Genomic DNA, 25962 nt, shown 5'->3' with positions numbered 1-25962 from the left:
ACGTGATATGTGTTCCGCTCTTTTGATGCTTGCCTTTATTCAGTTCTTAATACAAAATGCTTCTCAGCTATTATTGGTTCACTTGTGCCATTACTTCTTCAACAAAGTTATCGACTTTCTTCTCAAGACCTTCACCCAGCTCGTAACGAACGAAACGGCGGATGGAGATGTTTTCGCCAATAGTGCTGATTTTTTCGTTCAGCAATTGGGAAATAGTCTTGTCTGGGTCTTTAACGAATGGCTGTTCAAGCAGGCAATATTCTTCATAGAACTTGCTGATGCGGCCCTCAACCATTTTTTCAACGATTTTTTCAGGCTTGCCTTCGTTCAGCGCCTGGTTCTTAAGAATTTCTTTTTCTTTCTCAACATCTGCAGCCGGTACTTCTTCACGGCGAACATACAGCGGGTTCGCTGCTGCGATTTGCATTGCGATATCACGCGCGAAATCTTTGAAGGAATCTGTTTTACCTACGAAGTCAGTTTCGCAGTTGATTTCTACCAGAACGCCGATACGGCCGCCAGCGTGGATGTAAGATTCTACTGTACCTTCAGTAGCGATACGTCCAGCTTTGTTAGCTGCTGCGGACAAACCTTTTTCACGAAGCAATTCAGCTGCTTTAGTGATATCATTGTTTGCTTCTTCAAGTGCCTTTTTACAATCGAGCATTCCTGCTCCTGTTCTTTCACGAAGTTCCTTTACTGCCTTTGCATCTACTGCCATTGTTATTCCCTCCAGATAATTGTCGTTGTCATACGCGGGCTCAAGGCCCATTATCCTAAAAAAAGGGCAGTGAGAGGTTATCCACCTGCCAACCACCCTTTTCATTTAAGTTCTTGTTTTATGTCCCGGATACTACTTAAGCAGTAGTTGTGTCTTCGCCCTGATGAGCTTCAACAACAGCGTCAGCCATTTTACCAGTCAAGAGCTTCACGGCGCGGATAGCGTCGTCATTGCCTGGAATTACGTAGTCGATTTCGTCCGGATCGCAGTTAGTATCAACGATAGCTACGATAGGAATACCCAATTTGCGAGCTTCTGCTACAGCAATACGCTCTTTACGCGGGTCAATGATGAACAGCGCGCTTGGAAGACCTTTCATGTTCTTGATACCGCCCAGGAATTTCTCAAGACGATCTTTCTCTTTGCGGAGAAGGATAACTTCTTTCTTAGGCAATACTGCGAAGGTACCGTCTTCTTCCCAAGCTTCCAATTTCTTCAGACGGTCAATACGCTTCTGAATAGTCTGGAAGTTAGTCAGGGTACCACCCAGCCAACGTTGGTTAATGAAGAACATACCCGAACGTTCAGCTTCTTCTTTTACGGAATCCTGTGCTTGTTTCTTTGTTCCTACGAATAGGATTGTGCCGTTGTCGCCAGCGACGCTCTTTACAAAGTTGTAAGCTTCCTCTACCTTTTTGACTGTTTTCTGCAAGTCAATAATGTAAATTCCGTTTCTTTCAGTGAAGATATAACGATCCATCTTTGGATTCCAACGACGAGTCTGATGACCGAAGTGTACCCCAGCTTCGAGAAGCTGCTTCATGGAAATTACTGCCATCTTCACACACCTCCTAATTTTGGTTTATTGTGTGTCTCCTCCGCCGCGTGTCATCTTTCTACAAGACTTTCTTCAGAAGAAAGCACCTCTTGTCGAAATCAACCGGCGTGTGTTTTAACACCGTCAATTACTATACCATATTAAAACATTCTATGCAACGATTACTGTGAATTTATAAATTTCTTATCCAGAACACTTATTTCTCCACAGTAATCAGCTTATCAATAATAGAGTCCATGCTCTCGCCCTTGGCAAAACTGTAGCTTCCGTATTGGATAATCTTGTTCACTTTACGGCTGTTCGCCGTCTTAAGAAACTCCGCTTTATCTTGAATAACTCCGGCATTGGCCAGCACATCAGCAGTTTGGGCGAGTGTAATTCCTGTAGGAATCCGCACAGAAATATCGCCGTTCACTGCAACCGCAGGCGCTTCCGGACTGGCTGGAGCTACAATCCCCGTGTCTGCAGCGCTGCTCTCCGGCTGTACAGGCGCTGACGGCTTGCCGGGAGTCACAGCTGCACTCGGCTCCACTGCGGCCTTAGGTGTGGCTGCAGGAGCCGGAGAAACAGTTGCCGCCTGCTCGGCGGGTACCTCGGAAGACTCAGGCTTTCCCGGAGGAGTGCCTTGCTGTGTTTCCTCTTCCCCGCTGACCGCCCCTTCATCTGCGGACTGCACATGATCCACCACGGTCAAATTCAGCCGCTCCGCTTCCTTGATCAGCTGTTCTTTGGAGAGCGGAGCAGCCTTTCCAGCAATCATCAGCTGCAACAGCAGTGCGCCAGCAATCAGCCCGACTCCTAACCCGAGCATGAAGAACCGGTTCTTGATCATACCGATTCCTCCTGATGGGCCAACTGCAGAATCAGCTGGACCTCGCCCCGCTGGAGACCTGCAGTCTTGGCGATAGAATCTATCGATTTGCCTTGTTCATGCAGTTCGAACAATCGCGGATACCTCAGCTTAATAGAGCTGACCGGCTTTTGCCTAGCAGGCTGGGCTTCAGCTTCAGCAGCGGGTGCTGCAAAAGCATTCTCCGCAGACTGAGCAGCCGAAGGCTCCCTTGAGAAGGTTGTCGCCAGCTGAAGCAGACCTTTTTCTTCAGCCGTCAGCCGGGCATCCAGAAGCAACAAGCTCTTACTAAGCCCAGTCACCTGCTCACGCAGTGCGCCAATCTCTTCCTGCAGGGCTGTTTTGTTACTCTGCGACTGCGCTTTGATGCTGCCGACCAGTTGAAGCAGTTCTGTATTCTCATGTTCGATATCTGCCATATATAACTCCAGAGCGGCCTCCGTCTCCTTAAGGCTCTTCTTCTCATCCGAGTCTTCCTTGCTGGCCTTTGCCGGCAATTTCAGGGCATAAACGATAGCTACAGCGCCTACCAGCACGATATATACCCATGGGTCCAAGTGTCTAATCTCCTTTTACATTCAATTCATTGAAGCTTACTCTTTCAATAGCTTAACTGGACTCAAAGACTGAGATCTATCCGGTGTCCTTTATAGGGATGCTCGGCATCGTGGACAGTCTCCGGCTTCCGTGGCTGACGCGGATTAGCGTGGCTGTCCGGCTGATTCTCCTTGCCCCCGTCCCGGAGGGCTGATTCGGAAGATTCGTCTACCTCACTGGAGCGCATGGCGATTTCCTGGCTATGCTTGACGTTCTGGCCTGCCAATTGCTGCTGGTCAAGCGCCGGACGTTGCTGCTGGCTGTTCTGAACTTTAGCGGCATCATGTGTCCGAGGCAGGGCGATTTGCAGTTCCACCGGTTTCAGACTCATACGATCTCATCTCCCATAGTCCATTTAGAATCAAGGAATAGCAGGCCGCCCCCGCTGCCTGCTTAAATGTACGGTGTTATCGTTATGTCCCCTTCACTGTAAACAAAGGATACCCGTTCTGTAGGATCTTTAACGAATCTGGTATACCTGCCAATAACAATCTTTGAACCACCATAGATTGTTTTGATAACATCCACCCGTGCTCTGCCTGTATCCTCAAGCATCCGCTCGATCTCGAGTACGCGTTCTTTGATTCTCTTTTCATCACGCATATGGGATTGCTTGGTCGCATTGAGCTTCACGCGGAGCGCCACCTTATCTGGGGAAAGCTGACCGTTGTTCGCCAACTGATTGAGAAGGTATAGTGCCTTATTGGTCTTGTCTTCATTCTCAAGAAGTTGACGCAATTCCTGGCGCAGCTCATTAATCTCATTTCTCAGCTCGGGAACAACGCCCACCTCAACCGCTGTAGCCGTCGACATCGTATTTCCGATAGTCCGTGCAACAACTTTATCGCCTGCCTGTACTATCCCGCCTACAATCAAACCTTTGGCACCGTTGCAGAGCACATCACGTCCTGCTCGGATGTTGGAATGCATAATGCTTTGCGAGACAATCACGTCTTCTCCGGCCACCACATTGCCATCCTGGATAAATGAGACTTTGACATTTTTCCCGGCGTTTACGAGACCTTTATTATAGCCGATAATTCCGCCGGTAATTTCGATGGAACCGCCAGATATCAGCTCGGCACCTTCCACCCCCCCAACCACTCGGATATCTCCAGCTGATTTGACAGTAAAGCCGGTAAGTACGTTGCCGCGTATGACAACCGTGCCGACAAAATCAATATTGCCTGTACTGTAATCCACATCACCATTGACCTCATATACAGGGAATACATTGATCTTGCCCTTGTCTGTCAGCGTAACCAATCCATCTATCGCCGAATACATGGAGGTCTCTTCCTGATCCACCAGTACATTCTTGCCAACCTTGAAATGGGCTTGCTTCCCTGCTCGATACGGAAGCTCCTCCCCAGTCACTGTCTTTCCGCTTACACCATTCTCTGCCGGAACGATTCTGGCTATAAGCTGGCCCTTCCTCACATTGTGAAGCCGGACCAGATCCTTGTAGTCAACCTTGCCATCTTCTTTCTCCAACGGCTTACGGTCTTCCTCCAGATCCACGGTCAGGACCATCCGTCCATCCTTGCCATTGACAGCAGGCTGGCCGATTGCGATTGGCACCCTGTTCCAGAAATATTCTTCCGGGTTGCTGCAGATCCGCTGAACAATATCCCGCTGGATACCAAATCGAATGTTGTGACTGACCAGGAAGCTTTCAAGATCCTCAATTGTACAGGAGAAATTCTCATCCTTCTTGATGAACTGGAGGTAAGCAATCCCTTTATCATCCGAAAACGTAATACTTAGGTATTGGCCCAAAACATATTGACCGATCAAATTCTGCTCCCCCTTATCACCGGCGCCCGGTTAATCATTTTGCATAAGAAGATCACGGTTCTTCTCAAGTGTTCCTCTTAGCCGCAAAATAGCCTTCGAATGAAGCTGTGAGATCCGTGAAGGAGAGAGTGACATCACTTCAGCGATCTCGCTCAAAGATAAATCCTCATAATATAAAAGGGACACGACGGTCCGTTCTTTCACTGTTAATTTCTCGATGCCTTTAGTCAGCGTATCACGTAGATAGAACTCATTCACTTTCCGGTCCGGATTCTTAGCCTTATCATCCACCAGAATAGACATCCGTGTCTCTGATTCTTCTTCACGAATAGGATCTTCTAATGAGCAGAGCGACATGACTGCAACATCCTGCAGCATAGTCTGAAACTCCGTTTCTGTAATGTTCAGATACTGGCTCATTTCATCGTCACTAACGGATCTCAAATACTTCTGTTCCAGCTGCTGGTAGGCATCCTCGATTTTTTTCGCTTTTTCGCGCACGGATCTGGGAACCCAGTCACTTTGCCGCAGAGAGTCAAGGATCGCTCCTCTCACCCGCCAGGAAGCATAGGTCTGAAATTGCAGTCCCCGCTTGTAGTCGAATTTCTCGATGGCATCAATCAGTCCCATCACACCATTGCTGGCCAAGTCATCTTTGGATACATTTTTGGGTAATCCCACTGCCAGACGGCTTGATACGTAATCTACAATATGGAGATAACTCTCAATCAGCTTTTTTTTGGCCTCAGGATCACCTTGCTCTTTCCATTGTTCCCATAGTCCATCTGTTTCTGACTGAGCAGCTTTATGCTCGTTCAACGGCTTTCACCCTTCCCAAAGTTTAGTCAGCGGGTACCATGCGGCGCAAGATTACGGACTTTCGCCGCAGCACTCGCTTATTCTTCTTTCAGGTGACGAACGGCCTTGGCCAATTCTTCAGGATCTTTCATAGAGACCAGTTTTGGCGGCTGCAGAGGTGTGAAACCACTCAAGTCCACACTTCCCGCTTCCGGTTTCGGTGTCAGCAGGTCCTTCAATTCCTGATCCTCTTCCGGCGTCTGAATATCAAGCTTGGCACCAAGTGCCTCACCGTTATCTTCAAATCCGGCTTCAAGGTCTGAAGATTCAGAGGATTTCCCAATAATAACACCCAATACCCATCTTAGAAGGAAAGCAAGCACAAACCAGATAATAAATCCATATATTCCCCGGATCAGGCTGGTTCCAACTAAATTATGTCCGTAGTTTGTAAGAAACGTAAATAGAAATCCAATCAACCCGAGGCCTGTGCTTAATAATATTTTCTTGCTCATGGCTATATTTCCTTCGGGCCTTTTTGAACGCTGCGGATAAAGAGCACCCCGGTATTGCAGGCGATCTCTATCGTACGTCCATAATTGCCACCCGTGTCCTCCGCGATCAGCGGAATGTTCAATGCGTCCAATGCTAGTTTGCAGGATTCCACATTACGAGGCCCGATCCTCATGGTGTCACTCCCCCCGGAAAATGCGAACATCTGCGAGCCTCCGGCCATCTTGGCCACAATCCGGCTCCGGACCGCCCCTAGCGCCAGCAGGCGGGATAAAAGCTCAGGAACAGCGGTATCGGCAAACTTGGCAATATTCATCTGTCCTTCCCGGGCAATATCTGACGAGGGCAGCATGACATGTGCCATACCTGCAAGTCTTTTGCCGGGATCAAACAGTGTCAGGCCAACACAGGAACCAAGACCGGTCGTACGGATAAGACTGTCCTGGCTGCCAATGTTAAGATCCGCCATGCCTACTTTAATAATGCTCTGTTCTTCAATCATTATCAAACGGTACTCCTAATGCCTTAAATATTTTGGGGAATGATTCGGGATCGGGAATAAGGAAAAATTGCCCTTCAATCTCATTTTGGCCTTCCAGGAACGTCGTATCGATCAGTAGCGCATCATCACCCATCTGACCGAACTGCAGCAGCCCGTATCCAAGAATCGCACCGGCCATATCCATAGCAAGCGCTGGTACTGTCGGATACATGGAGAGTGAGGTGAAGTCAGCCAATGATGAAAGGTAGGAACCGGCAAGGATATTGCCGATTTCGCTCAGTGCGGATAACTCCATTTCACTGAGCTCTTCACCGCCTGAGATCTCAATTCCGGCAATCCGGCTTAGCAGATTGGTCGCTGCTTCCGGAGAGAGAATGAAGAACAGATTGCCAGGAGCTTCACCTTCTACACGGAGGAAAACAGCATACACCAATTCTTCAGCTCCGCCGACCTTATCGGTAATCTCCTCAAAACTGAGAAGCTGTACCTTAGGTACAGCCATATCAATCGGCTTATTAAGCAGCTGTGACAACGCGGTGGCGGCGTTGCCGGCTCCAATATTCCCGACTTCTTTCAGCACATCCATTTTGAAGTCCTTGAAGTTTTTGAATAGCTCCACTGGCTAGCCCTCCAGGCTTTCCAGTTGCACGATTTCGCCCTTGTTCAGAACTTCGGACAAGTTAAGCATAATCAGCAGACGGTCTTCTCCAATTTTGGCCACCCCGTCCAGATACTTCGCTTTGATCCCACCTACAACATCCGGTGGTGTATCAATAATGTCACGGTTGAGATCAATAACATCATTCGCAGAATCGACGATGAAGCCTACTTCCATCTCATTCACATTCACAATAATGATCCGGGTCTGGTCCGTATGCTCTGCTTCCTCAATACTGAAACGACCGCGCAGATCAATTACAGGTATAACTACACCGCGCAGATTGATTACACCTTTGATAAACGAGTAGGTCTTGGGGACGCGGGTAATGGGCATCATACGCTCGATAGTCTGGACTTTCTCCACTTCAATGCCGTATTCTTCAGTGCCAAGCTTAAAAACTATGACTTTGATATCTTCAGCCATGGAATGAACCTCCCTGTTCTATCCTGATTATTTAATAAAAGCATTCGGATCAATAATAAGTGCAACTTGTCCATCACCAAGAATAGTGGCTCCGGAAATCCCTTGAACATCAGGCAGATACTTGCCGAGATTCTTGATGACAATCTCATTCTGCCCGATAAAGTCTTGAACCGCCAAGGCAACCAGACGTTCTCCCTTACGTACAACCACAATCTCTGTTTCCTCTTCGGTGCTTTCATCATAGTCCGGAATAGAGAAGATCTTGCTCAGTGAAACGAGCGGAATGTGGCTGCCCCGGAATTCCAGCATTTTGTTGCCGTGAATGGTACGGATCTGGGACTGTTTCACAATACCTGTCTCTACTATAGATGAGAGCGGAATTGCATATTTCTCTGAACCCAGACGAATCAGCATGGCTGCGATGATCGACAGTGTCAGCGGAAGCTGAACGGAGAAGTTCGTTCCTTTACCCGGTGTAGAGTAGATGGTGACGTTGCCGCCCAGTGAGGAGATCTTTGCTTTGACTACATCCAGACCGACCCCGCGGCCCGATACATCAGAGATTACCTCTGCTGTACTGAAGCCCGGAGCAAACAGAAGCTGATACGCTTCATCATCAGACATTGCATTGGCCTGCTCCTGGGTAATGGCGCCCTTCTTAACAGCAGACCCCAGAATCTTCTTCGGATAGATGCCTCTGCCATCCTCTTCAATCTCAATAAAGACATGGTTGCCGCTATGGAAAGCCCGGAGGTGGACGGTCCCTGTCTCCGGCTTGCCGGCAGCGACACGGTCCGCTATGGACTCAATACCGTGGTCTACTGCATTACGCAGCAAATGCACAAGTGGATCACCAATCTCGTCAATTACAGTACGGTCCAGCTCTGTTTCAGCACCGGTAACGATCAGATCAACTTTCTTGTCAAGCGATTTAGCGAGATCGCGCACCATCCGCGGGAACCGGTTAAATACGGTATCCACCGGTACCATGCGCAGCTTCATCACTATATTCTGCAGATCCCCGCTGACCCGGCCCATATGTTCAACCGTTTCGGTAAGATCCCCGTTCTGCACTTCGGAAGCCAGCTGTTCCAGACGAACGCGGTCTATAAGCAGCTCACTGAACAGATTCATGAGTACATCCAGACGCTCGATGTCCACACGGATCGTACGCGAAGGAGAAGGCGCTCCGCCAGCTCTGGCCGGTGCTGCCTTATTCTCTTCCTTGCCATGTGCGGAAGCAGCCGGTGAAGCGTTAGAGGCAGCAGGAGCAGCCTCCGCCGCAGGACCCGGGGCAGGCGCTTCTGCGGTAGCTGCAACACTTTCCTGTCCCATCTGACGCAGGGATTCCTGATCAAGCGCTACGGCTGTAACCGTATCGATCTCCGACAAATTCAGAATCATCTTCTGAATTTCACTGGCATCCTTTTGGGTTATGTAGTAGAGGGAGAATCCGTAATCGAATTTCTCCTGCTCTATGTCCTGAACCGAAGGGAAGGACTTAACCACTTCTCCTGAACGCTCCAGAAGGTCGAAGACCATATAAGCACGCACTGCCTTAAGCTGACAGTCCTTGCGGATAGCAACATCAACATACAGCACTTGATGGCCTTCCTGCAGCGACTGCTCCAGCACAGAGTACTGGAATTCATCCAGAAACACCTGGGCATCCGTGGCATTGCCAGCAGCAGCCGCAGTAACTTCTGCAGCAGCTCCACCAGCAGCGGGAACCTCTCCCCGGACAATAGCCTGGAGGGAAGATACAATTGCCGATACATCAGCCTTCCCCTCTCCCCCGGCTGTGATGTCCTCCACCATGGATTCCAGAGCATCAATACTCTTGAACAGGGTGTCAAAAATGAAATCCTGCATCCGAAGTTTATTGTTACGCACCAGATCAAGCACATTCTCCATTTGGTGCGTAAGCGAAGCCAAATCCTCAAAACCCATTGTAGCCGCCATACCTTTCAAGGTATGGGCAGAGCGGAAAATCACCTGGACAATACTCAGATCTTCAGGATTTGCTTCCAGCCCCATCATGCTTTCGTTCAATGACTGCAGATGATCATTTGACTCATCAATAAACATGGATAAATATTGGTTCATGTCCACTAACGAGCACCTCCCCTTCGAGTTCGCTTTTCCTTTATTTAACGGCTTGCACCAGCCTTGGAGCAATTTCTTGCAAAGGCAGGATATGTTTCACGCACTGTAGCTCCACTGCAGACCGCGGCATTCCGTAAACGACACAGGTCTCTTCACTCTCGGCAAAGGTTGACGTCACACCCGAGTCATAGAGTGCCTTCATCATTCGGGCCCCGTCGCTGCCCATCCCGGTCATAATGACCGCATGACGTTCAAGCGAAGTAAGCTGCAGTACCGATTCGAACAGTGTATCTACAGAAGGCCTATGTCCGTTGCGGGCTTCTTCCTTGGTAAGCTCAATCACATATTGGCCGCCGGCCGCCAGAGCAACCTTCAGATGATATCCGCCAGGAGCTATATACGCAGCCCCCTGCCTCAGAACCATGCCATGCTCCGCTTCAGCAACCTCCAGCGCGCTGAAGGTATTCAGCCGCTGAGCCAGCGATTTGGTGAAATTAGGCGGCATATGCTGAACAATGACAATCGGTGCCGGAAAATTACCGGGGATGTTCTCCAGGAACGCCTTGAGCGCCCGCGGACCGCCGGTAGAGCATCCTACCGCCACCAGCTTGCGCAGGCCCCTATTTCCGTTCACAGGGCCTGCCTGCGCAACAGGAGGATCAAAGAAGCCTCCTGCAGCCGTCTCAGCGGCAGCAGCCCGCAGATCGGGCAATGCTGCTCCCGTATCCCCTTGAGTCCGGCTTCTGAAGCGTTCGGATGCAGGTGGTGGCACTGTTGGAGCCGGCTTGCCCGGCCGCTTCGTAACTTCACTGACCGGGCCTTTCACTGGAGGGATCTTGTCTGCCGGCAGCTCCTGAGGGGCTCTGCCCTTCGGCATCAGCGCACTCTGAGCCGGCTTGCGCAAGGAGTCCGTTTCTTTCTTAAGCGGCTCTGCCTTACGTTTCAATGGTTCTATGACCGTGCGCGGAGCAGCAGGCGGCGCTGGCAGAACGTGCTGATCAGGAGGCAGCAGTTCAGGGGCCTTGTAAGCAGAAGCGCGTGCTTCACGCTGTTCGCGCGCCAGCATGGCTTCCTTCATCTGCTCGCGGAGTGATTCCCCGACTGCGATAATATCCTGGGAGTTTGAAATGGACGGCTTTCGGATGAAATCGAAAGCCCCCCATTCCAAAGCCAGAATGGTTTCCTTCATCCCCTCCTCATTAATCCCCGACAGCATAATGACTGGCAGCGGACGCTGGGCCATTATTATTTTCAGCGCCTCCAGACCATTCATTTCCGGCATTTCCACATCCATGGTTACCAGATCCGGACGAAGCTCGTTCACCTTCTCAATAGCTTCACGGCCGTTGGACGCCGTTGCTGTTACCTGAAAGTCAGGATCGTTTTCAATTAAATCGGAAATGATTTTACGCATAAAAGCAGAATCATCAACGACCAAAACCTTGTATGGCCTCATAGCATTTCCACCTCTGTCCCTCAAATTCAGAACAATTATTTGTTTCGTTTCAACCACTTGCTGATAAATCCCTTGATGCCCTGTACTTTAGCGGTTTCTACTGAATCAACAGCCAGATAGCTCAGCGCAAGCCGGTGCACATCTTTAGCTGCTATACTGTTCGGAAAAGCCACTGAGAATGGAATTTGTTTCTTCACTGCCTGAACTACATGGGGATCACTGCTTATATAGCCCAGAAACGGGAGTTCGAGCTGCAGAAACCGGCTGGCGGCCATGCGGATTTTATCACTGGTCACTCTTGCTTCCCGTTCATCCCCCGCCTGGTTGACAATCAGCCGGAATGAAACCTCAGGATGCGAGTTATGAACAACTTTCATCAGCGCGTATGCATCCGTAATCGCGGTAGGCTCAGGCGTCGTTACAACCAGACAGTCATCTGCAGAAGTGATAAACTTCATCGTTTCCTTCGACAATCCAGCCCCTGTGTCAAAGAGTATAAAGTCCATCGTGTCGGCAATTTGCGCAATCTGAGCGGTAAAGTAGTCCAGATCAGCTTCTGAGAGTGAGAATAGCTCATCCATTCCGGAACCGCCAGCGATAAAAGGTAAGGATTCCGGACCCAGCTGAATGATCTGTCCGATATCGGCTTCCCGCTTAAGCAGATGGTACAGATTGTATTTCGCTGACACGCCCATAAGCACGTCTATGTTAGCCATGCCGATATCGGCATCGAACAACAGAACTCTCCGCCCCAGGGATTTCAGTGCAAGCGCAAAGTTAAGGGTGAAATTCGACTTTCCGACTCCCCCCTTTCCGCTGCATACGGTAATGATCCGGGCAGAGACTCCGCTGCCGGTGAGCTGCCTAGAATCCTGGGTGGATACTAACCGTCTTAAAGCTTGCGCCTGATCCATCACTCGCCCCCTGTTCCCAGCAGCATTCCGGTAATCTGCTCTCTGGTAGCCATCAGAAGATCATCAGGAACATTCTGGCCATTCGTAATATAAGAGAGCTTTAGCGGAAAATCATTCAGAACATTGAAGAGCGGGCCATAGCTGCCTGTTTCATCCAGCTTCGTGAAAATAACCTTATCCAGCGGGTATCTGCCAAAGTGCTCAGCGATCTTTTTCATGTCGCGGCTTTTTGAGGTCAGGCTAAGCACCAGGAAGGTTTCGCTTTTGAGCTCCTTGGCAAGCAGGCTCTGCAGTTCGGCCACCAGCATTTCATTGCGGTAGTTCCGGCCTGCAGTATCCATAAGTATCAGATCACAGCCCTCCAGGCGGAACATGGCTCTTTGCAGATCCCCGGGCGACTGGACAACCTCCAGCGGCATATTCAAAATGGATGCGTATGTTCTAAGCTGCTCGACCGCTGAAATCCGGTAGGTGTCCGAGGTAATCAGGCCCACTTTGCGGCCCTGCTTAAAGAGCTGCTCCGCCGCCAGCTTGGCAATGGTCGTTGTCTTGCCTACACCTGTAGGTCCGGCAATGTATACGATCTTTGTATCGGGAGCAATTCCTTTGCCGATGCGTCCAGCCAGGAATTCACCGATTTGCTCTTCCAATGCTTCACCGAAGCGGTCCGCCCTCCAGCCGCTGCCTTCTCCCCGGTAGCGCTCCAGAACATTTCCAATCCATTCATCCACAAGTACTGCGTCTGTCTCCTGATCAATCAGACGGCTTTTGAGCACTTCCAGTGCGTCCGGCAATTCAGCTGCCCCGGAGGAATAACGCGCTATACGCTCCATCCAGTGCTTCATATCCCTGATTTCACGAAGGACATCGCTCTCTTGTGCAGGAACACCGCCAGGGGCAGGCTCTTCGGCGACAAGGGAATCATAGATTGCCGAGAGAGATTTGCGGCCCTCCTCCGGATTTGGAACCGGCTGCGGCTCTTTAGCGGGTGCAACCGCCGTAATGTCCGGCTCCTCTGTCTTAGATAGTGCCTCCATCACCGCTACGCCTCCGCCGCCCTGATCACCAGGATCAGAAAGTGCAGCGGCAATCTCGGCAAATGAGCGGGCTGATGTTGGAGCAGATGCTGAAGCCGCCTTTTGGTAAGCTTGCGGAACAGCGCTTCGTGGTATATTCATCGGTTGAGCAGGTGCTTTCTCGGGCACGGCCGGCTTCTGGGCATTCTCAACGGCTGCCACGACTTCGATTTTCTTCTTGGTGAACATGCCCATAAATCCGCCGACTTTAACCTCTTTGGTGCTTAAAATGACGGCGTCGCTTCCAAGTTCGCTGCGGATGGAATGCATGGCGTCAGGCATCGTATCGACCACATAACGCTTCACTCTCATAAATTCACCACCCCAACGCTTTGAATTTCAATATTTGGCTCGAGCTCGCTGTAAGACAACACCGGAATATCCTGCATCGTCCGTTCAATCACCTGCCGCAGGTACATTCTAATGGTAGGAGATGTCAAGACGATCGGCTGCTGTCCGGATTGCAAGAGACGGTTGATCTGCTCCGTAAGCCGCTGATAGACGGTTTGAGTGGAAACAGGATCAAGTGCCAAATAGCTGCCTTGCTCTGTCTGCTGAACACTTTCGGTAATCTTCTTTTCAAGTGTGGGACCTACTGTAATTACACGCAATGTTTCACCCGATTGTGAGAATTGCTGTGTAATCTGCCTGGACAGGGACTGCCGGACATATTCCGTTAGAATATCAGGGTCCTTGGTGTATGTGCCATAATCCGCCAGAGTCTCGAAGATCGTTACCAGATCCCGGATGGAAATCTTCTCACGGAGCAGCTTGCCAAGGACTTTCTGAATATCACCAACCGCCAGTATGGAAGGAATGAGTTCGTCCACCAGAACGGGATAGTTCTCCCTGAGATTATCGACCAGCTGTTTGGTCTCCTGACGTCCCAGCAGCTCATGACCGTGACGTTTGATTAGCTCTGTCAAATGTGTGGCCACAACCGAAGGGGGATCCACTACCGTATAACCGGATAACTCCGCCCGTTCTTTAACAGATTCATCAATCCATAATGCAGGTAATCCAAACGATGGTTCGATAGTCTCAATCCCGCTAATCGACTCGTCATCATAACCGGGACTCATGGCAAGATAGTGATTAAGTAATAATTCACCGCCGCCAACGTTATTTCCTTTAATTTTGATGACATATTCATTCGGTTTTAGTTGAATATTGTCGCGAATACGAATAACCGGCACGACTAGACCCATCTCAAGCGCACATTGCCGTCGAATCATGATGATACGGTCGAGCAGATCGCCGCCCTGTCCCGTATCTGCCAAAGGGATCAGGCCATAGCCGAATTCGAACTCGATCGGGTCAACCGTCAGCAGATTAATGACACTTTCGGGGCTGCGCACTTCTTCAATCTGCTTCTCCTCTACCAGCTGTTCATCGGCAATCTGCTGCCTGCTGGCCTTCTGGCCCATGCTGTAGGCCGCATAAGCCATCAGACCCGCTAGAGGCAATGTAGACATCACCGTGATCGGGGTGAAGAAACCCAGAAAAGCAATGGTCACTGCTACAATATAGAGAAGCTTCGGATAAGAAAGCAATTGTCCAGTCAAATCTTCAGCCAGATTGCCTTCCGAAGCCGCCCGGGTTACGATCAGTCCGGAAGCGGTGGAAATAAGCAGTGCCGGAATCTGGCTGACCAAGCCATCCCCGATCGTCAGTATGGAGTAGGTCGAAAGTGCATCCTGGAAGGACATTCCGTGAATTGTCATCCCGATAATAAAGCCGCCGATCAGATTGATCAGCAGGATGATAATACTTGCAATGGCGTCACCTTTAACGAATTTACTCGCACCATCCATGGCTCCGAAGAAATCCGCTTCGCGCTCAACATTACGCCGGCGTTCGCGCGCCTGCTGCTCATTGATCATCCCTGCATTCAGATCCGCATCGATACTCATCTGTTTACCGGGCATCGCATCCAGTGTAAAGCGCGCCCCCACCTCGGCAACGCGCTCAGAGCCTTTGGTGATAACAATGAACTGCACAACAACCAGAATCAGGAAGACGATGAAACCTATAGCGATTTGTCCACCTGCAATCCAGCTTCCGAATGTAGCTACCACTTCACCGGCATGACCATCACCAAGAATCAGTTTGGTGGTGGAGATATTCAAGGCTAACCGGAACAGTGTAGTGATCAAGAGTAATGAAGGGAAAATCGAGAACTGCAGCGGATCTTTCGTATTCATTGCGACCAATATAATGGTCAGGGCTATTGAGATATTGACAATTAACAGTACATCCAGAAGCCAGACAGGGATGGGCAGAATCATCATAAGCACAATGCCGATAACGCCCAGTAGAACTGTTAGATCTCTAGCTTTCAATGTCCTTAACCTCCCCCGGCTTATCTCCTCTTACCTTTAAGCTTGTATACATAGGCCAGCACTTCGGCAACAGCCTGGAACAAATCGGCCGGAACCACATCACCGATTTCCGCTCTCTGGAATAGCGCCCGTGCCAGCGGCTTATTCTCCATAGTCACAACACCATGCTCCTTGGCCAGCTCCCGGATACGAAGCGCCACATAATCCTGGCCCTTGGCTATAATCTGCGGAGCCTCCATTTTGGAACCGTCATACTTCAGGGCAACCGCAAAGTGGGTCGGGTTCGTGATGATAACATCGGCCTTAGGGACCTCCTGCATCATCCGCTGCATCGCCATTCTGCGCTGACGTTCCCTGATTTTACCTTTAATGATGGGGTCGCCCTCCATCTTTTTGTACTCGTCCTTGATGTCCTGCTTGGACATTTTCAGACTTTTCTCATGCTCGTATTTCTGATAAATATAGTCCAGAACGGCCATGATAAAAAGAGCCGCCGCAATCTTGATGCCCAGGCTCATGGTCAGCTTCGCAGCGAAGCCGAACACACTTTCAGCGCTAACACGTGCGAGGGAAGCAAAGCTCTCCTTCTCCCCCCAGAGCGTGCTGTAGACCAGATAGGCTATCAGCACCAGCTTGAAGATCGACTTGAGAAACTCTACAAACGAACGCATGGAGAAAATATTCTTGAAGCCTTTGATCGGATTAATCTTCTCGAACTTAGGTGTAATCCCTGCACCGCTAGCCATGAATCCCACCTGCGCGAAGTTGGCCACAAGCGCCAGAAGGAAGGTGATGCCCAGCAGGGGAGCCAGCAGAATCAGAATCTGCAGCCCGTACTGGTTGAAGAGCTTGGAGATATTCTCCGCTGTTACTTCCATCATCATCCGGTTCTGAAACACATCTGTGAACAGCTTGACAAAGCGTTCTTTCATGAAACCGCCGAAAATGCTCAGCGACAACAATGCCGAGAACAGCACCACTGCGCCGGACATCTCCGCGCTCTTGGCTACCTGCCCTTTCTTGCGGGCGTCCTGCCGTTTCTTCGGGGTGGCCTTCTCAGTCTTATCTCCCCCGAACAGCTGAAGATTTAATTTATATCGTTTTGGCTTAGCCATGACACTCTCTCCTTACCGTTACCTAAGGACTCTTCCCCACGAGGCCAAGTAAGTTATGCATGGACTCAAACATAATGTCGAAGAGATTCTGGAACAGCACAGCCAGCCCCGGCATCAGTATAAGAAGTAGCGCCAGACCTACAATGATTTTGAGCGGAACCCCGATGACGAACACATTATATTGCGGAGCAGTTCTCGCCAGGAAGGCCAGACCCACATCCGTTAAGAATAGTGCTGTAACCAGCGGCGCCGACATTTGAAAGGCCAGCATGAAGGATTGTGCGAAGGTGCGTATCAGGAATTCCGACAAGCTTCCGTCGATCATTTTGAGGAACAGGTCATTGTCGATAGGCACCCATTTATAACTGTAAACAATGGCATCCAGCAAATAGTGATGTCCGTTCATCGTCAGAAACAGCAGCAGCGCAATCATATACTTGAAGTTACCGATAATAGGGGCTGATGCGCCAGTCATCGGGTCAATTACATTGGCGATACCAAACCCGATCTGAATATCGATAAAAGAACCCGCCGTCTGAATCGTCATAAACATCAGATACGCGACAAAGCCAAGCAGCAGTCCGATTAAAGCTTCTCTGACGATCAGCAGAATAAAATTCAGATCCTGCGGAACGGTGATGTTCATCCCGCCTGAGCTGAAGATAACCATGGAAACAAAAAAAGACAAACCAATTTTGAATGTTGTCGGCACACTTTGCGAAGAAAAGACAGGAACGACAACAAAAAAAGCAGTAATTCGACAAAAAATCAGCAGAAAGACAGGAAAACTTTGCAGCAGGGTCTCTATATTCATAATCTCAACCGATATACATATAGAGGCTGCCCAAAATTTGACTGGTGAAATCCACCAGCTTCGTTATAATCCACGGACCGAATAGCAGTAATGCGAGCAGTACGGCAACGATTTTGGGAACAAACGCCAGGGTTTGCTCCTGAATCTGGGTTGTGGCTTGAAATATACTGACGATCAGTCCTACCACCAGACCAAGAATCAGCATGGGTGCGCTGGTTTCCAGCACCAAATATACGGCTTGGCCGGCTAGACCGATAATAAAATCCGCATTCATCCCTTACGCCTCCTCTTAAGGGTCAGGTGTTAAAACTTAGCAGCAGTGATTTGACTACTAGGTACCAGCCGTCCACTAGTACAAAGAGCATAATTTTGAAAGGCAAGGATATCATGACCGGCGGCAGCATCATCATCCCCATGGCCATAAGCGTACTGGATACTACGATATCAATAATGAGAAAGGGTATAAAAATCATAAAGCCCATCATAAATGCTTTTTTCATCTCACCAATCGCAAACGCCGGTACCATAACTGTCAAAGGGATATCATTGTAGCTGGCCGGTTTGACTGTTGCATTGTTGCCGGTATAGTTCATGAACAGCAGCAGGTCCTTGGTATTGGTCTGCTTGAACATAAATTCCTTCAGCGGTTCCTGCGCTTTATTGAGCGCCTCGCTCTGGGTCAGCGTGCCTTTCATATACGGCTGTAAGGCCGTTTCATTCACTGTTGCCAGTGTCGGTGACATAATAAATAGTGTCAGGAACAGAGCCAGTCCCACAAGCACCTGGTTTGGGGGCATTTGCTGCGTACCGAGCGAAGTTCTTACGAACCCCAGTACGATTACTATTCGGGTAAAGCTTGTCATTAACACCAGAAATGAAGGAGCTATGCTCAGAACCGTTACCAGCAGCAGTATGGAAATTGAACTCGTGCCACCGCTTGCAGTATCGTTATCACCGACCTGAATACTAATGTTGGGAATAGGATCCGCGTGAACCGGATGCAGAAGAACAATACTGAATATACCTAGAAGCAGTAACGAAAGAATCAGCTTTTTTTTCATAAATCCCTCGACTCATTCTTAAGGTCATCATCCCGCAGCAGCTCTTCGAGCTTCTCTTTACGCTCAGGCGCAAGCGCAAGCTTGGACTGCAGCGTCTCATAGAAAGACGAAGTCTCATTAAGTTCAATTTCCTGGGACGGGACTTCACCGCGCAGCTTTGATTTGATTTTGGCGATAAGCGGTGTAATAAAGTTGTCAGTGCCTGACGTTTGATCTTCGAATGCGGAAATGATTAAAGCAACTTCTGCCGGATCGGTGATTTTATCCATCATGGATATATTCTCACCCACTCCGATAAGATAGAGGCTGCTGCCGAGTTCGATGATCTGAATCGACTTATTCGGACCGAGCCCCATCGCACCAAGTGTACGGATGGAACGGCCGCTCATCAATGTCTGATTGCGGCGTCCCAGAAAACGGATCAGCAGCACGATAAGAATGACAATTACTGCAAGAACAAAAACAACTTTGAGCAGATTCAGCAGGGCATTACTACCGTCTCCGAGCGTTCCGGAATTGGCTAACATACCTGATTCCTACACACCCAACGTTTTATTGATAGCTTCAATTACACGGTCAGCCTGGAAAGGCTTAACGATAAAGTCCTTCGCTCCGGCTTGAATTGCATCAATGACCATAGCCTGCTGACCCATGGCTGAACACATGATGACTTTGGCATTGGCATCTACTTTTTTGATTTCTTTTAGGGCGGCGATTCCGTCCATTTCAGGCATGGTGATATCCATCGTGATCAGATCCGGACGCAGTTCCTTAAATTTCTCTATAGCCTGTGAACCGTCCTGGGCTTCACCCACTACCTCAAATCCGTTCTTCGACAAAATGTCCCGGATCATCATTCTCATAAATGCTGCATCGTCCACGATTAGAATTCGGTTAGCCATTTTTACAAAATCCTCCCTAAGTATGCTTATTGTAATTTTTGTATACGGTCCCACTGGCTGACGATATCCGTAACGCGGACACCGAAGTTTTCGTCTATAACTACGACTTCCCCTTTGGCAATGAGCTTGTTGTTAACCAGAATGTCAACAGGCTCGCCCGCCAGTTTGTCCAGTTCGATAATCGAACCTTGCGACATTTCCAGAATATCTTTGATCTGCTTCTGGGTCCTTCCTAATTCTACGGTCACTCTCAGTGGTATGTCCATCAATAAATTTAAATTATTTTCGTCAATATTGCCAAAAGCCCCTGCACTGAGGTTAGCAAATTGTACCGGCTGCACATTCACATTGCGATTAGGTGCAGAATTCTGCGGCGGCGCCTGCGGATATGGCATTCCTTGAGGCGGCATTCCGTAAGGCGGCATACCCGGCATTCCATAGGCTGGCATACCGGCCGGAGGATAATAATAGCCACCTTCAGGCATTCCCGGATATGGCGGCATCCCCTGCGGCGGATATTGAGGAGGGATCCCTCCAGGGTCAGGTGCCGGCATCTGCTGCTGTACCGGAGGTGCTGCCGGAGCAGGTTCTGGTGCTGCGGCGGGTTTGGGAGGTGTTGCGGTCGACGTAACGGCCGCTTCCTGGTCAGCCTGGCTGACATCGCCCAATAGCATGGTCACCATGTCTTTGGCGAACGGTACCGGTAACAGCTGCATAATCGTGGAATCGATCAAATCGCCGATCTTCAGCCGGAACGAAATCTGGATTAATGTTTCATCATCCGGCAGGCTTCCAACCCCTTCTCCACTGGACATATTTAGAATATCGATGCCTGGAGGAGAAATATTGACGAATCTGTTAAATATAGTCGACATGGAAGTAGCGGATGAGCCCATCATCTGATTCATGGCTTCCTGCACGGCGCTGATATGAATTTCATTCAATTCCTCGTCTTTGGGTTCTCCTTCACCGCCAAGCATTAAATCGGCAATGACCTGTGCATCCCTGATCTTGATGACCAGTGAATTGATCCCTTGGAAACCGTCCACATACTGTACATGAACTGCGACATGGGGTTTAGGAAATGCATCCTCGAATTCACTGCGGGTAATAATCGATACCTTTGGAGTCGTGATATCAACCTTTTTGCCGAGCAGAGTAGATAGCGCAGTCGCTGCACTGCCAAATGTGATATTACCGATCTCTCCCAGCGCATCCTGTTCAAAAGGTGTTAAATAATCATCCACTGTCTTCGGCGAGGGAGCCAGGTTACCTTCCGCAGACTGTCTAAGAAGAGCATCTATCTCTTCTTGGGACAAATAATCTTTACTCGTCAAACTCTTCAACCCCTTCGCTGACAATCTCGTCTATTTGCACAGCCACTCGTTCTTTGATTATCCCAGGACTTCCGATGAATTTCAGCTTGTCCCCTACCTTGATTGACAGTCCGGAATCCACAGTCTTGTTAAGAGAAATCACGTCGCCGACACTGAGCCCGAGAAATTCAGCAATGGATAACCTCGATTCACCCAGCTCTGCTACTATCGGAAGCTGAGCCCGGTGAACTCTTGCCCGGATGGCTTCAAGCTCAACCTCATCCCGCACCTTCTTCTCGGATACAAACCACTGGTGAACAGACAGCCTCGACATAATCGGCTCAAGAACAACGTGAGGGATACAGAGGTTGATCATCCCGGTGGTATCTCCAATTTTGGTGCTGAGGGAGATAAGGGCAATCGTTTCATTTGGCGATACAATTTGCATAAACTGCGGATTCGTTTCCAGTGCTTCCATCCGTGGATGGATGTCCAGAACTGTCTTCCAGGCTTCCTGCAGACTTTCGAAACATCTGCTGAAAATCCTCTCCATAATTGTCGTTTCGATTTCAGTCAGGGCGTTAATCTTCGAAGGTGCTATACCAAATCCGCCAAGCAGTCTGTCCAGCATGGCAAAGGCAATGTTCGGATGCACCTCCATAACCATCCGGCCCTCTAGAGGTTCGGCTTCAAAAATATTCAGTATCGTCATTTTGGGAATGGAGCGGATAAACTCATCATAAGGGAGCTGCTCTACTTGAACGACACTGATTTGTACAAAAGTGCGCAATTGGGCCGAAAAGTACGTTGTCAGGTAGCGGGCAAAGTTATCATGGATCCGTGTAAGACTTCGGATATGATCTTTGGAGAAGCGTACAGCCCGTTTGAAATCGTAAGAGCGGATTTTTTTCTGGGTTTCTTCTTTTTTCAGTTCGTCGGCATCCATTTCACCGGATGAGAGTGCAGCAAGCAGAGCATCAATTTCATTTTGTGATAGTACATCAACCAATTTCAATCACCCCCCCATCAAAGAATTATCCCGCCAGCAGTTACATTGGTGCCAAGATGAATTTGGTGAATTCTATCTGGGTAATCGTGCCTTCAGTCAAATTCTTATTGATTATGTTCACCAGCTTGCTGCTGAATTGATCTTTGCCGCTGGCCCCGTTTAATTCCTCAGGCCGGGCATCGGCAATCGCTTTGATAATAAGCGGTGTAATTTTAATAGCTTTTATCTTTTCGAATTCTTCCTTGGACTTCGCTGAATCTAGCTGAAACGCGATGTCAACTGAAAGGATATAATCGGGATCGGCAAGATTAGTTTTGATATCAGTGATTACCGCCGTCAAGGCGACGATTTCATCCGCGCTTAGTCTCTTAGCTTCCACGTTCTGGACAGCCTGGTTCACATCATTCGCATCACTGGGGAAAAACCTGTCCATTAGTAAAAATGCGGCTACTACAATGAGCGTAATCGCCAGTAAAATCGTAATGAGCCATGGCATCATCTTCTTCATGAAAGCTCCTCCATCGATTGGACTTTAATGGTGGCAGCATGTGTGCCTATGTCCCTGTTGTATTCCTTGATCTTCTCAATGACTTCATCAGCCTTTTCAAGCACAATCAGCCTTTTGCCGGTTACAAGCGTGATATACGTATCCGGGGATTCCTCAACCATTTCAACCAGCAGGGCATTTAACCACATCGCCGCCCCATTCAATCTTGTTACCGAAATCATAACAGGCCTCCTAACAAAATAGGGGGAGGAGTCCCCCCCACGACTATAATAACGATACCGCCACAGGCGAAAAGTTATTATTATACAGCAAGTTTATGACTAACCCTCATATTCCCAAAAACTTAACGCTTGAGGTTAACTACTTCCTGGAGTACTTCATCTGAAGTTGTAATAATACGTGAGTTCGCCTGGAAACCACGTTGTGACACGATCATCTCCGTGAACTCGTTCGTCAGATCGACGTTAGACATTTCCAGCTGGCCTGCAACAATTGAGCCTGTTCCCACTTCAGCATTGTTGGCAGTAGTCGGTTCCAGTGCTCCCTCTGCGTTGGCATTCAATGTCATCCGGTACAGATTGCCGCCGATTTTCTCAAGACCTTGCGGGTTGCTAACTTTGGCAACGGCGATTTGAACCCCTTGTTCAGTCGTCCCGTCAGCCATCGTCTGAATAATCGTACCGTCACTCGAGATAGAGAATGCGGTAGCCTCTTCAGGCAATTGAATGGATTCCCCATCAACACTCACGACATGAAGACCATCGGAAGTAATGAGATTACGATTAGAATCCACATGGAAATCTCCTGCGCGCGTAAGGAAAGGCGTCTCCTGATCACCCGTGAGTTTTACCAGGAAGAATCCGTCTCCGTCAATCCGCAGATCCGTCGGATTATTGGTTGTCATTGCACTGCCTGCCAAATGCATTGTGTCCACAGAACCAATGCTTACCCCTAACCCGATCTGTTTGGCATTAACCCCGCCTTGTCCGCCTTCAACAGGTGCCGTAACACCGGATACCGTCTGGCTCATGATGTCCTTGAACATTACGCGGCCTGATTTGAAGCCGATGGTGTTGACATTGGCAATATTATTACCGATAACGTCCAGCTTGGTCTGGAACCCGCGCATACCTGATACTCCTGAATACATAGATCTTAACATTGTTTATCGTCCTCCCAGATATAGAGTCTTTCAGACTCTTAATTGTTAGAATATTGGAAATTGGAGTGATGTCCGCGTCAGTCGGTCGGCGGCCATTTCGGCTCTCCAGTTAGGACCAGCCGGTTCAAGAAATGATTACTGCACTGTCAATCTGTGTGAATACGTTATCTTTCATCGAATTGCCGTCCATAGCCGTAACTACAGTACGGTTCGCAACACTTACGATTAACGCCATATCTTTCATCAGGATCAGCGATTCTTTGCTGCCCTTGGCCGCTGCCTTGTCTACCGCAGACGAGATTTGATCCAATTGGCGGCTGCCAAGCTCAATTCCCCGCTGCTCAAGCCGCTTTGCCGCATGATTGCTGAACTTCAGCATATTTTTCTGCAGCACGCTCTCAAAAGAAGCTTCAGAGCTTACTGAACTCTTGGCTGACTGCTGACGCTGAAGCGTTGAAGGGTGTACACTCGCCGGATACAGTTGGCCTATTGTCAGTCTGTCGCTCATGTGGTCCCCCCGCTCTCCCCGCCGCCCGTCGGAGTATCACTGCCCGCTGCCGGTTCAGCAGAAGGATTCTGAATTTGTGTGATATCTGGTAAGGCGATCCGCTCACTGCCTACAACCGCGTACTGTACACCGCTGCTCACAACAATGGATTCTACATTGCCTGATTTCGGTAATTTGGTTTGGGCATCCATCCAAGTGACATCTTTGCCAATCAGACCGGATACAGAACCTAGTGACTGATTCAGTGCCGTAAGCTGGGTGGAAATGTTCATTAACTGTTCGACAGATGAGAACTGGGCCATCTGGGCGATAAATTCCTTATCCTCCATCGGCTGCATAGGGTCCTGATTCTGCAGCTGGGTAATCAATATTTTAAGAAATTGATCCTTGCCCAGTGTCGAGCTGCCTGTTGTCTTGGTAGTTGAACTATCCGATACATAATTCCATGAGTTACTGCCAGAAACGGGATTCGTTGTTGCCATTTCATTTCACCTCGCTTGTCCAGTTATTATATTTTGGCCGAAAAACTGCCGTTCTGATTATTATCTTGCTGCGTTGCCGAAACCCAATCTTTCCATTCTCCATTAAGCTCTGCGGCAAGCACCGCATCTGCGGATTCTTCCTGGCGCTCTCGAGAGCGTCTACCCTGCTGTTGTCCGCCAGCTCCCGTCTGTTGCCCCTGCTGTCCAGTCCATTGTGACTGAGCTGATGGGTTGTTCTGAGTCACCTCAAGTTTTTCTACCTGAAGGCCTTGGGACTGTAAAGCTAAACGAAGCTGGTTCATCTGCTGTTCAAGAATATCCTTCGTTCCGCTATGCTGGGTCAGGAATTGGGCAACCAGATTACCATTTTGCATCGATATCTTCACATCGACTTGTCCAAGATTCTCCGGGAATAGAGTGATTGTAGCTTCAGCTACTCCGCCTTTTTTGACGATTTCCAATTTACCGCTGATAAAAGTGTTCATTTCCTGAGCGAATTGCTGAACCGGCACCGGTGAGGATGGTGCTTTCAGTGGTGCGGAAATTCCGTTACTAAGCGATAATTGGCCTGCTGTAACGATTTCAGGCTCGCCAGCTGATATTTTGGCGGCTGGCAAAGCTTCCTCGGACGTTGCCGTCTCCTTCACTGGAGCTATCCCCGTGGAAGGAATCTGAGGGCTCTCTTCTGCAGTTACATTTGTACTATTTAGTGCTGTTGGTACTGAAGCAGACTCCGTCTTAACTGTGGCATCCAAAAATGTACGGATATTTGAAACTACTCTTCTACTATCATCAACATTCTGTTTGGTTTCTGTTCCGGATGCCTGCTTAAGCGATACTGACGAAGCCTCTGTTGTACTTACAGTCTTAAGCTTGGGTTTGTTATCGGCAGGCACGCTTTCAGCCAGAATAGCTGAGAATTGATTTAACAGTGCAGCACCTTTGGTTGCCGTTTCTTCACTTCCGCTTACAGCTGCATCCTGAACCAGTTGGACCAGGCTGTTCAGCTCATCCTGGACTGCAAAACGCAGGGTTTCCGGGTTCTGGGCAAGGGGCGACAAACCTGCTGTTGCCAATGCTCCAGTGTCTAATGCGCCTGTCTGATCAGCCGGAGTATTACCGGATAAGAGCGCCGACACTTGAAGAATCCACCCTTGAAGAGCAGCGAGCAGCGCGGGATCAGCCTCCAGACTTGCATCCAGATTCTCCATGTCCTGAGTGAGGCTTTCAAGAAGTTCTGCTTTCTTGGCATCTGTACTGACGGATTCCTCACCCTTGGTCTGTACCGCGTTCAGAAGACCCTGCAGCAAGGAAGCCAGATTGCCCAATAGAGGTGCTTCCGTCCCTTTAGAAGTAGTGCCTCCCATGCTCTGTACAAGCGTCTGGGCAAAAGGTGTAGCCGTACCGGCAGTTCCACTGGTACCCGTTGACGTTCCACCGGCAACAGCCAGGTTACCTGCACTTAATGTTTGTACGATTAAACTCATCTTT

The 25962-nt window shown here is 49.2% G+C and carries 30 protein-coding genes; all 30 read right to left on the bottom strand.

Annotation, left to right across the window (positions count from 1 at the left end; all coding sequences use genetic code 11):
• Positions 1 to 70: 70 nt before the first annotated feature.
• The 30 genes from tsf to MKZ24_RS18580 all read right to left on the bottom strand — a co-directional run bounded on the left by tsf (position 71) and on the right by MKZ24_RS18580 (position 25958).
• Complete coding sequence (gene tsf / locus MKZ24_RS18725) at positions 71 to 721, bottom strand: translation elongation factor Ts (protein ID WP_039295244.1); 651 nt, start codon at positions 719 to 721, stop codon at positions 71 to 73.
• Positions 722 to 857: 136 nt separating this feature from the next.
• Positions 858 to 1559: a 30S ribosomal protein S2 gene (gene rpsB, locus MKZ24_RS18720; protein WP_036692565.1), complete on the bottom strand. Its 702-nt coding sequence runs from the start codon at positions 1557 to 1559 to the stop codon at positions 858 to 860.
• Positions 1560 to 1755: 196 nt separating this feature from the next.
• On the bottom strand, positions 1756 to 2391 hold the full coding sequence (locus tag MKZ24_RS18715) for a hypothetical protein (protein ID WP_042237117.1): 636 nt from the start codon (positions 2389 to 2391) through the stop codon (positions 1756 to 1758).
• On the bottom strand, positions 2388 to 2966 hold the full coding sequence (locus tag MKZ24_RS18710) for a hypothetical protein (RefSeq protein ID WP_042237118.1): 579 nt from the start codon (positions 2964 to 2966) through the stop codon (positions 2388 to 2390). Before MKZ24_RS18710 ends, MKZ24_RS18715 begins: the two co-directional genes overlap by 4 nt.
• Before the next feature lie 62 nt (positions 2967 to 3028).
• Entirely contained in the window at positions 3029 to 3337 is a 309-nt protein-coding gene (locus MKZ24_RS18705) for a hypothetical protein (RefSeq protein WP_042237120.1), read from the bottom strand.
• 62 nt (positions 3338 to 3399) lie between these two features.
• Entirely contained in the window at positions 3400 to 4803 is a 1404-nt protein-coding gene (locus MKZ24_RS18700; protein ID WP_042237122.1) for a DUF342 domain-containing protein, read from the bottom strand.
• Between the two features lie 30 nt (positions 4804 to 4833).
• Positions 4834 to 5622 (bottom strand): FliA/WhiG family RNA polymerase sigma factor, encoded by a 789-nt coding sequence (locus tag MKZ24_RS18695; protein ID WP_042138136.1) that lies wholly within the window; start codon positions 5620 to 5622, stop codon positions 4834 to 4836.
• Between the two features lie 77 nt (positions 5623 to 5699).
• On the bottom strand, positions 5700 to 6116 hold the full coding sequence (locus MKZ24_RS18690) for a hypothetical protein (protein ID WP_042138137.1): 417 nt from the start codon (positions 6114 to 6116) through the stop codon (positions 5700 to 5702).
• 2 nt (positions 6117 to 6118) lie between these two features.
• A complete protein-coding gene (locus tag MKZ24_RS18685; protein ID WP_340785426.1) occupies positions 6119 to 6616 on the bottom strand; it encodes a chemotaxis protein CheD in 498 nt (165 codons plus the stop codon).
• Positions 6609 to 7202 carry a chemotaxis protein CheC gene (locus MKZ24_RS18680; RefSeq protein ID WP_216626453.1) on the bottom strand — a complete coding sequence of 198 codons (594 nt, stop codon included), beginning with the start codon at positions 7200 to 7202 and terminating at the stop codon, positions 6609 to 6611. The genes MKZ24_RS18685 and MKZ24_RS18680 overlap by 8 nt, the downstream gene beginning before the upstream one ends.
• 36 nt (positions 7203 to 7238) lie before the next feature.
• A complete protein-coding gene (locus MKZ24_RS18675; RefSeq protein WP_039295214.1) occupies positions 7239 to 7700 on the bottom strand; it encodes a chemotaxis protein CheW in 462 nt (153 codons plus the stop codon).
• Between the two features lie 27 nt (positions 7701 to 7727).
• Positions 7728 to 9812: a chemotaxis protein CheA gene (locus tag MKZ24_RS18670; protein WP_340785421.1), complete on the bottom strand. Its 2085-nt coding sequence runs from the start codon at positions 9810 to 9812 to the stop codon at positions 7728 to 7730.
• Positions 9813 to 9846: 34 nt separating this feature from the next.
• Positions 9847 to 11262, bottom strand: a complete 1416-nt coding sequence (locus tag MKZ24_RS18665) for a protein-glutamate methylesterase/protein-glutamine glutaminase (RefSeq protein WP_340785419.1) — start codon at positions 11260 to 11262, stop codon at positions 9847 to 9849.
• Positions 11263 to 11297: 35 nt separating this feature from the next.
• Positions 11298 to 12179 (bottom strand): MinD/ParA family protein, encoded by an 882-nt coding sequence (locus tag MKZ24_RS18660; RefSeq protein WP_042237128.1) that lies wholly within the window; start codon positions 12177 to 12179, stop codon positions 11298 to 11300.
• Positions 12176 to 13564 carry a flagellar biosynthesis protein FlhF gene (flhF, locus tag MKZ24_RS18655; protein ID WP_042237131.1) on the bottom strand — a complete coding sequence of 463 codons (1389 nt, stop codon included), beginning with the start codon at positions 13562 to 13564 and terminating at the stop codon, positions 12176 to 12178. The genes MKZ24_RS18660 and flhF overlap by 4 nt, the downstream gene beginning before the upstream one ends.
• On the bottom strand, positions 13561 to 15543 hold the full coding sequence (gene flhA / locus MKZ24_RS18650; RefSeq protein ID WP_371916295.1) for a flagellar biosynthesis protein FlhA: 1983 nt from the start codon (positions 15541 to 15543) through the stop codon (positions 13561 to 13563). The genes flhF and flhA overlap by 4 nt, the downstream gene beginning before the upstream one ends.
• 71 nt (positions 15544 to 15614) lie before the next feature.
• Positions 15615 to 16709 carry a flagellar biosynthesis protein FlhB gene (gene flhB / locus MKZ24_RS18645; RefSeq protein ID WP_039295197.1) on the bottom strand — a complete coding sequence of 365 codons (1095 nt, stop codon included), beginning with the start codon at positions 16707 to 16709 and terminating at the stop codon, positions 15615 to 15617.
• A gap of 22 nt (positions 16710 to 16731) precedes the next feature.
• Positions 16732 to 17523 carry a flagellar biosynthetic protein FliR gene (gene fliR / locus MKZ24_RS18640; RefSeq protein ID WP_042237133.1) on the bottom strand — a complete coding sequence of 264 codons (792 nt, stop codon included), beginning with the start codon at positions 17521 to 17523 and terminating at the stop codon, positions 16732 to 16734.
• Between the two features lie 4 nt (positions 17524 to 17527).
• Positions 17528 to 17797, bottom strand: coding sequence for a flagellar biosynthesis protein FliQ (fliQ, locus tag MKZ24_RS18635; RefSeq protein WP_042237135.1), 270 nt, complete (start codon positions 17795 to 17797; stop codon positions 17528 to 17530).
• Positions 17798 to 17819: 22 nt separating this feature from the next.
• On the bottom strand, positions 17820 to 18584 hold the full coding sequence (fliP, locus tag MKZ24_RS18630; protein WP_039295192.1) for a flagellar type III secretion system pore protein FliP: 765 nt from the start codon (positions 18582 to 18584) through the stop codon (positions 17820 to 17822).
• The gene (locus MKZ24_RS18625) at positions 18581 to 19111 is read right to left on the bottom strand and encodes a flagellar biosynthetic protein FliO (RefSeq protein ID WP_340785413.1); all 531 of its coding nucleotides are present in this window, start codon (positions 19109 to 19111) and stop codon (positions 18581 to 18583) included. The genes fliP and MKZ24_RS18625 overlap by 4 nt, the downstream gene beginning before the upstream one ends.
• 9 nt (positions 19112 to 19120) lie before the next feature.
• The gene (locus MKZ24_RS18620) at positions 19121 to 19486 is read right to left on the bottom strand and encodes a response regulator (RefSeq protein ID WP_019910416.1); all 366 of its coding nucleotides are present in this window, start codon (positions 19484 to 19486) and stop codon (positions 19121 to 19123) included.
• A 26-nt stretch (positions 19487 to 19512) separates the two neighbouring features.
• Positions 19513 to 20823, bottom strand: a complete 1311-nt coding sequence (gene fliY, locus MKZ24_RS18615) for a flagellar motor switch phosphatase FliY (RefSeq protein ID WP_042237137.1) — start codon at positions 20821 to 20823, stop codon at positions 19513 to 19515.
• Positions 20813 to 21811: a flagellar motor switch protein FliM gene (gene fliM, locus MKZ24_RS18610; protein WP_042237139.1), complete on the bottom strand. Its 999-nt coding sequence runs from the start codon at positions 21809 to 21811 to the stop codon at positions 20813 to 20815. The genes fliY and fliM overlap by 11 nt, the downstream gene beginning before the upstream one ends.
• Positions 21812 to 21851: 40 nt before the next feature.
• Positions 21852 to 22319, bottom strand: coding sequence for a flagellar basal body-associated FliL family protein (locus MKZ24_RS18605; protein ID WP_042237140.1), 468 nt, complete (start codon positions 22317 to 22319; stop codon positions 21852 to 21854).
• A complete protein-coding gene (locus tag MKZ24_RS18600) occupies positions 22316 to 22540 on the bottom strand; it encodes a flagellar FlbD family protein (protein ID WP_039295177.1) in 225 nt (74 codons plus the stop codon). Before MKZ24_RS18600 ends, MKZ24_RS18605 begins: the two co-directional genes overlap by 4 nt.
• A 122-nt stretch (positions 22541 to 22662) precedes the next feature.
• On the bottom strand, positions 22663 to 23481 hold the full coding sequence (flgG, locus tag MKZ24_RS18595) for a flagellar basal body rod protein FlgG (protein WP_340785366.1): 819 nt from the start codon (positions 23479 to 23481) through the stop codon (positions 22663 to 22665).
• Between the two features lie 124 nt (positions 23482 to 23605).
• Positions 23606 to 23989 carry a TIGR02530 family flagellar biosynthesis protein gene (locus MKZ24_RS18590; RefSeq protein WP_042214883.1) on the bottom strand — a complete coding sequence of 128 codons (384 nt, stop codon included), beginning with the start codon at positions 23987 to 23989 and terminating at the stop codon, positions 23606 to 23608.
• Entirely contained in the window at positions 23986 to 24471 is a 486-nt protein-coding gene (flgD, locus tag MKZ24_RS18585; RefSeq protein WP_340785360.1) for a flagellar hook assembly protein FlgD, read from the bottom strand. Before flgD ends, MKZ24_RS18590 begins: the two co-directional genes overlap by 4 nt.
• Before the next feature lie 26 nt (positions 24472 to 24497).
• On the bottom strand, positions 24498 to 25958 hold the full coding sequence (locus tag MKZ24_RS18580; protein ID WP_340785357.1) for a flagellar hook-length control protein FliK: 1461 nt from the start codon (positions 25956 to 25958) through the stop codon (positions 24498 to 24500).
• Between the last annotated feature and the right edge of the window lie 4 nt (positions 25959 to 25962).

Origin of the sequence: Paenibacillus sp. FSL R7-0297 (genome assembly GCF_038009025.1) — a bacterium.
In the GTDB taxonomy this organism is placed as follows: Bacteria; Bacillota; Bacilli; order Paenibacillales; family Paenibacillaceae; genus Paenibacillus_AQ.
This window is presented reverse-complemented; position numbering and strand designations above follow the sequence as displayed.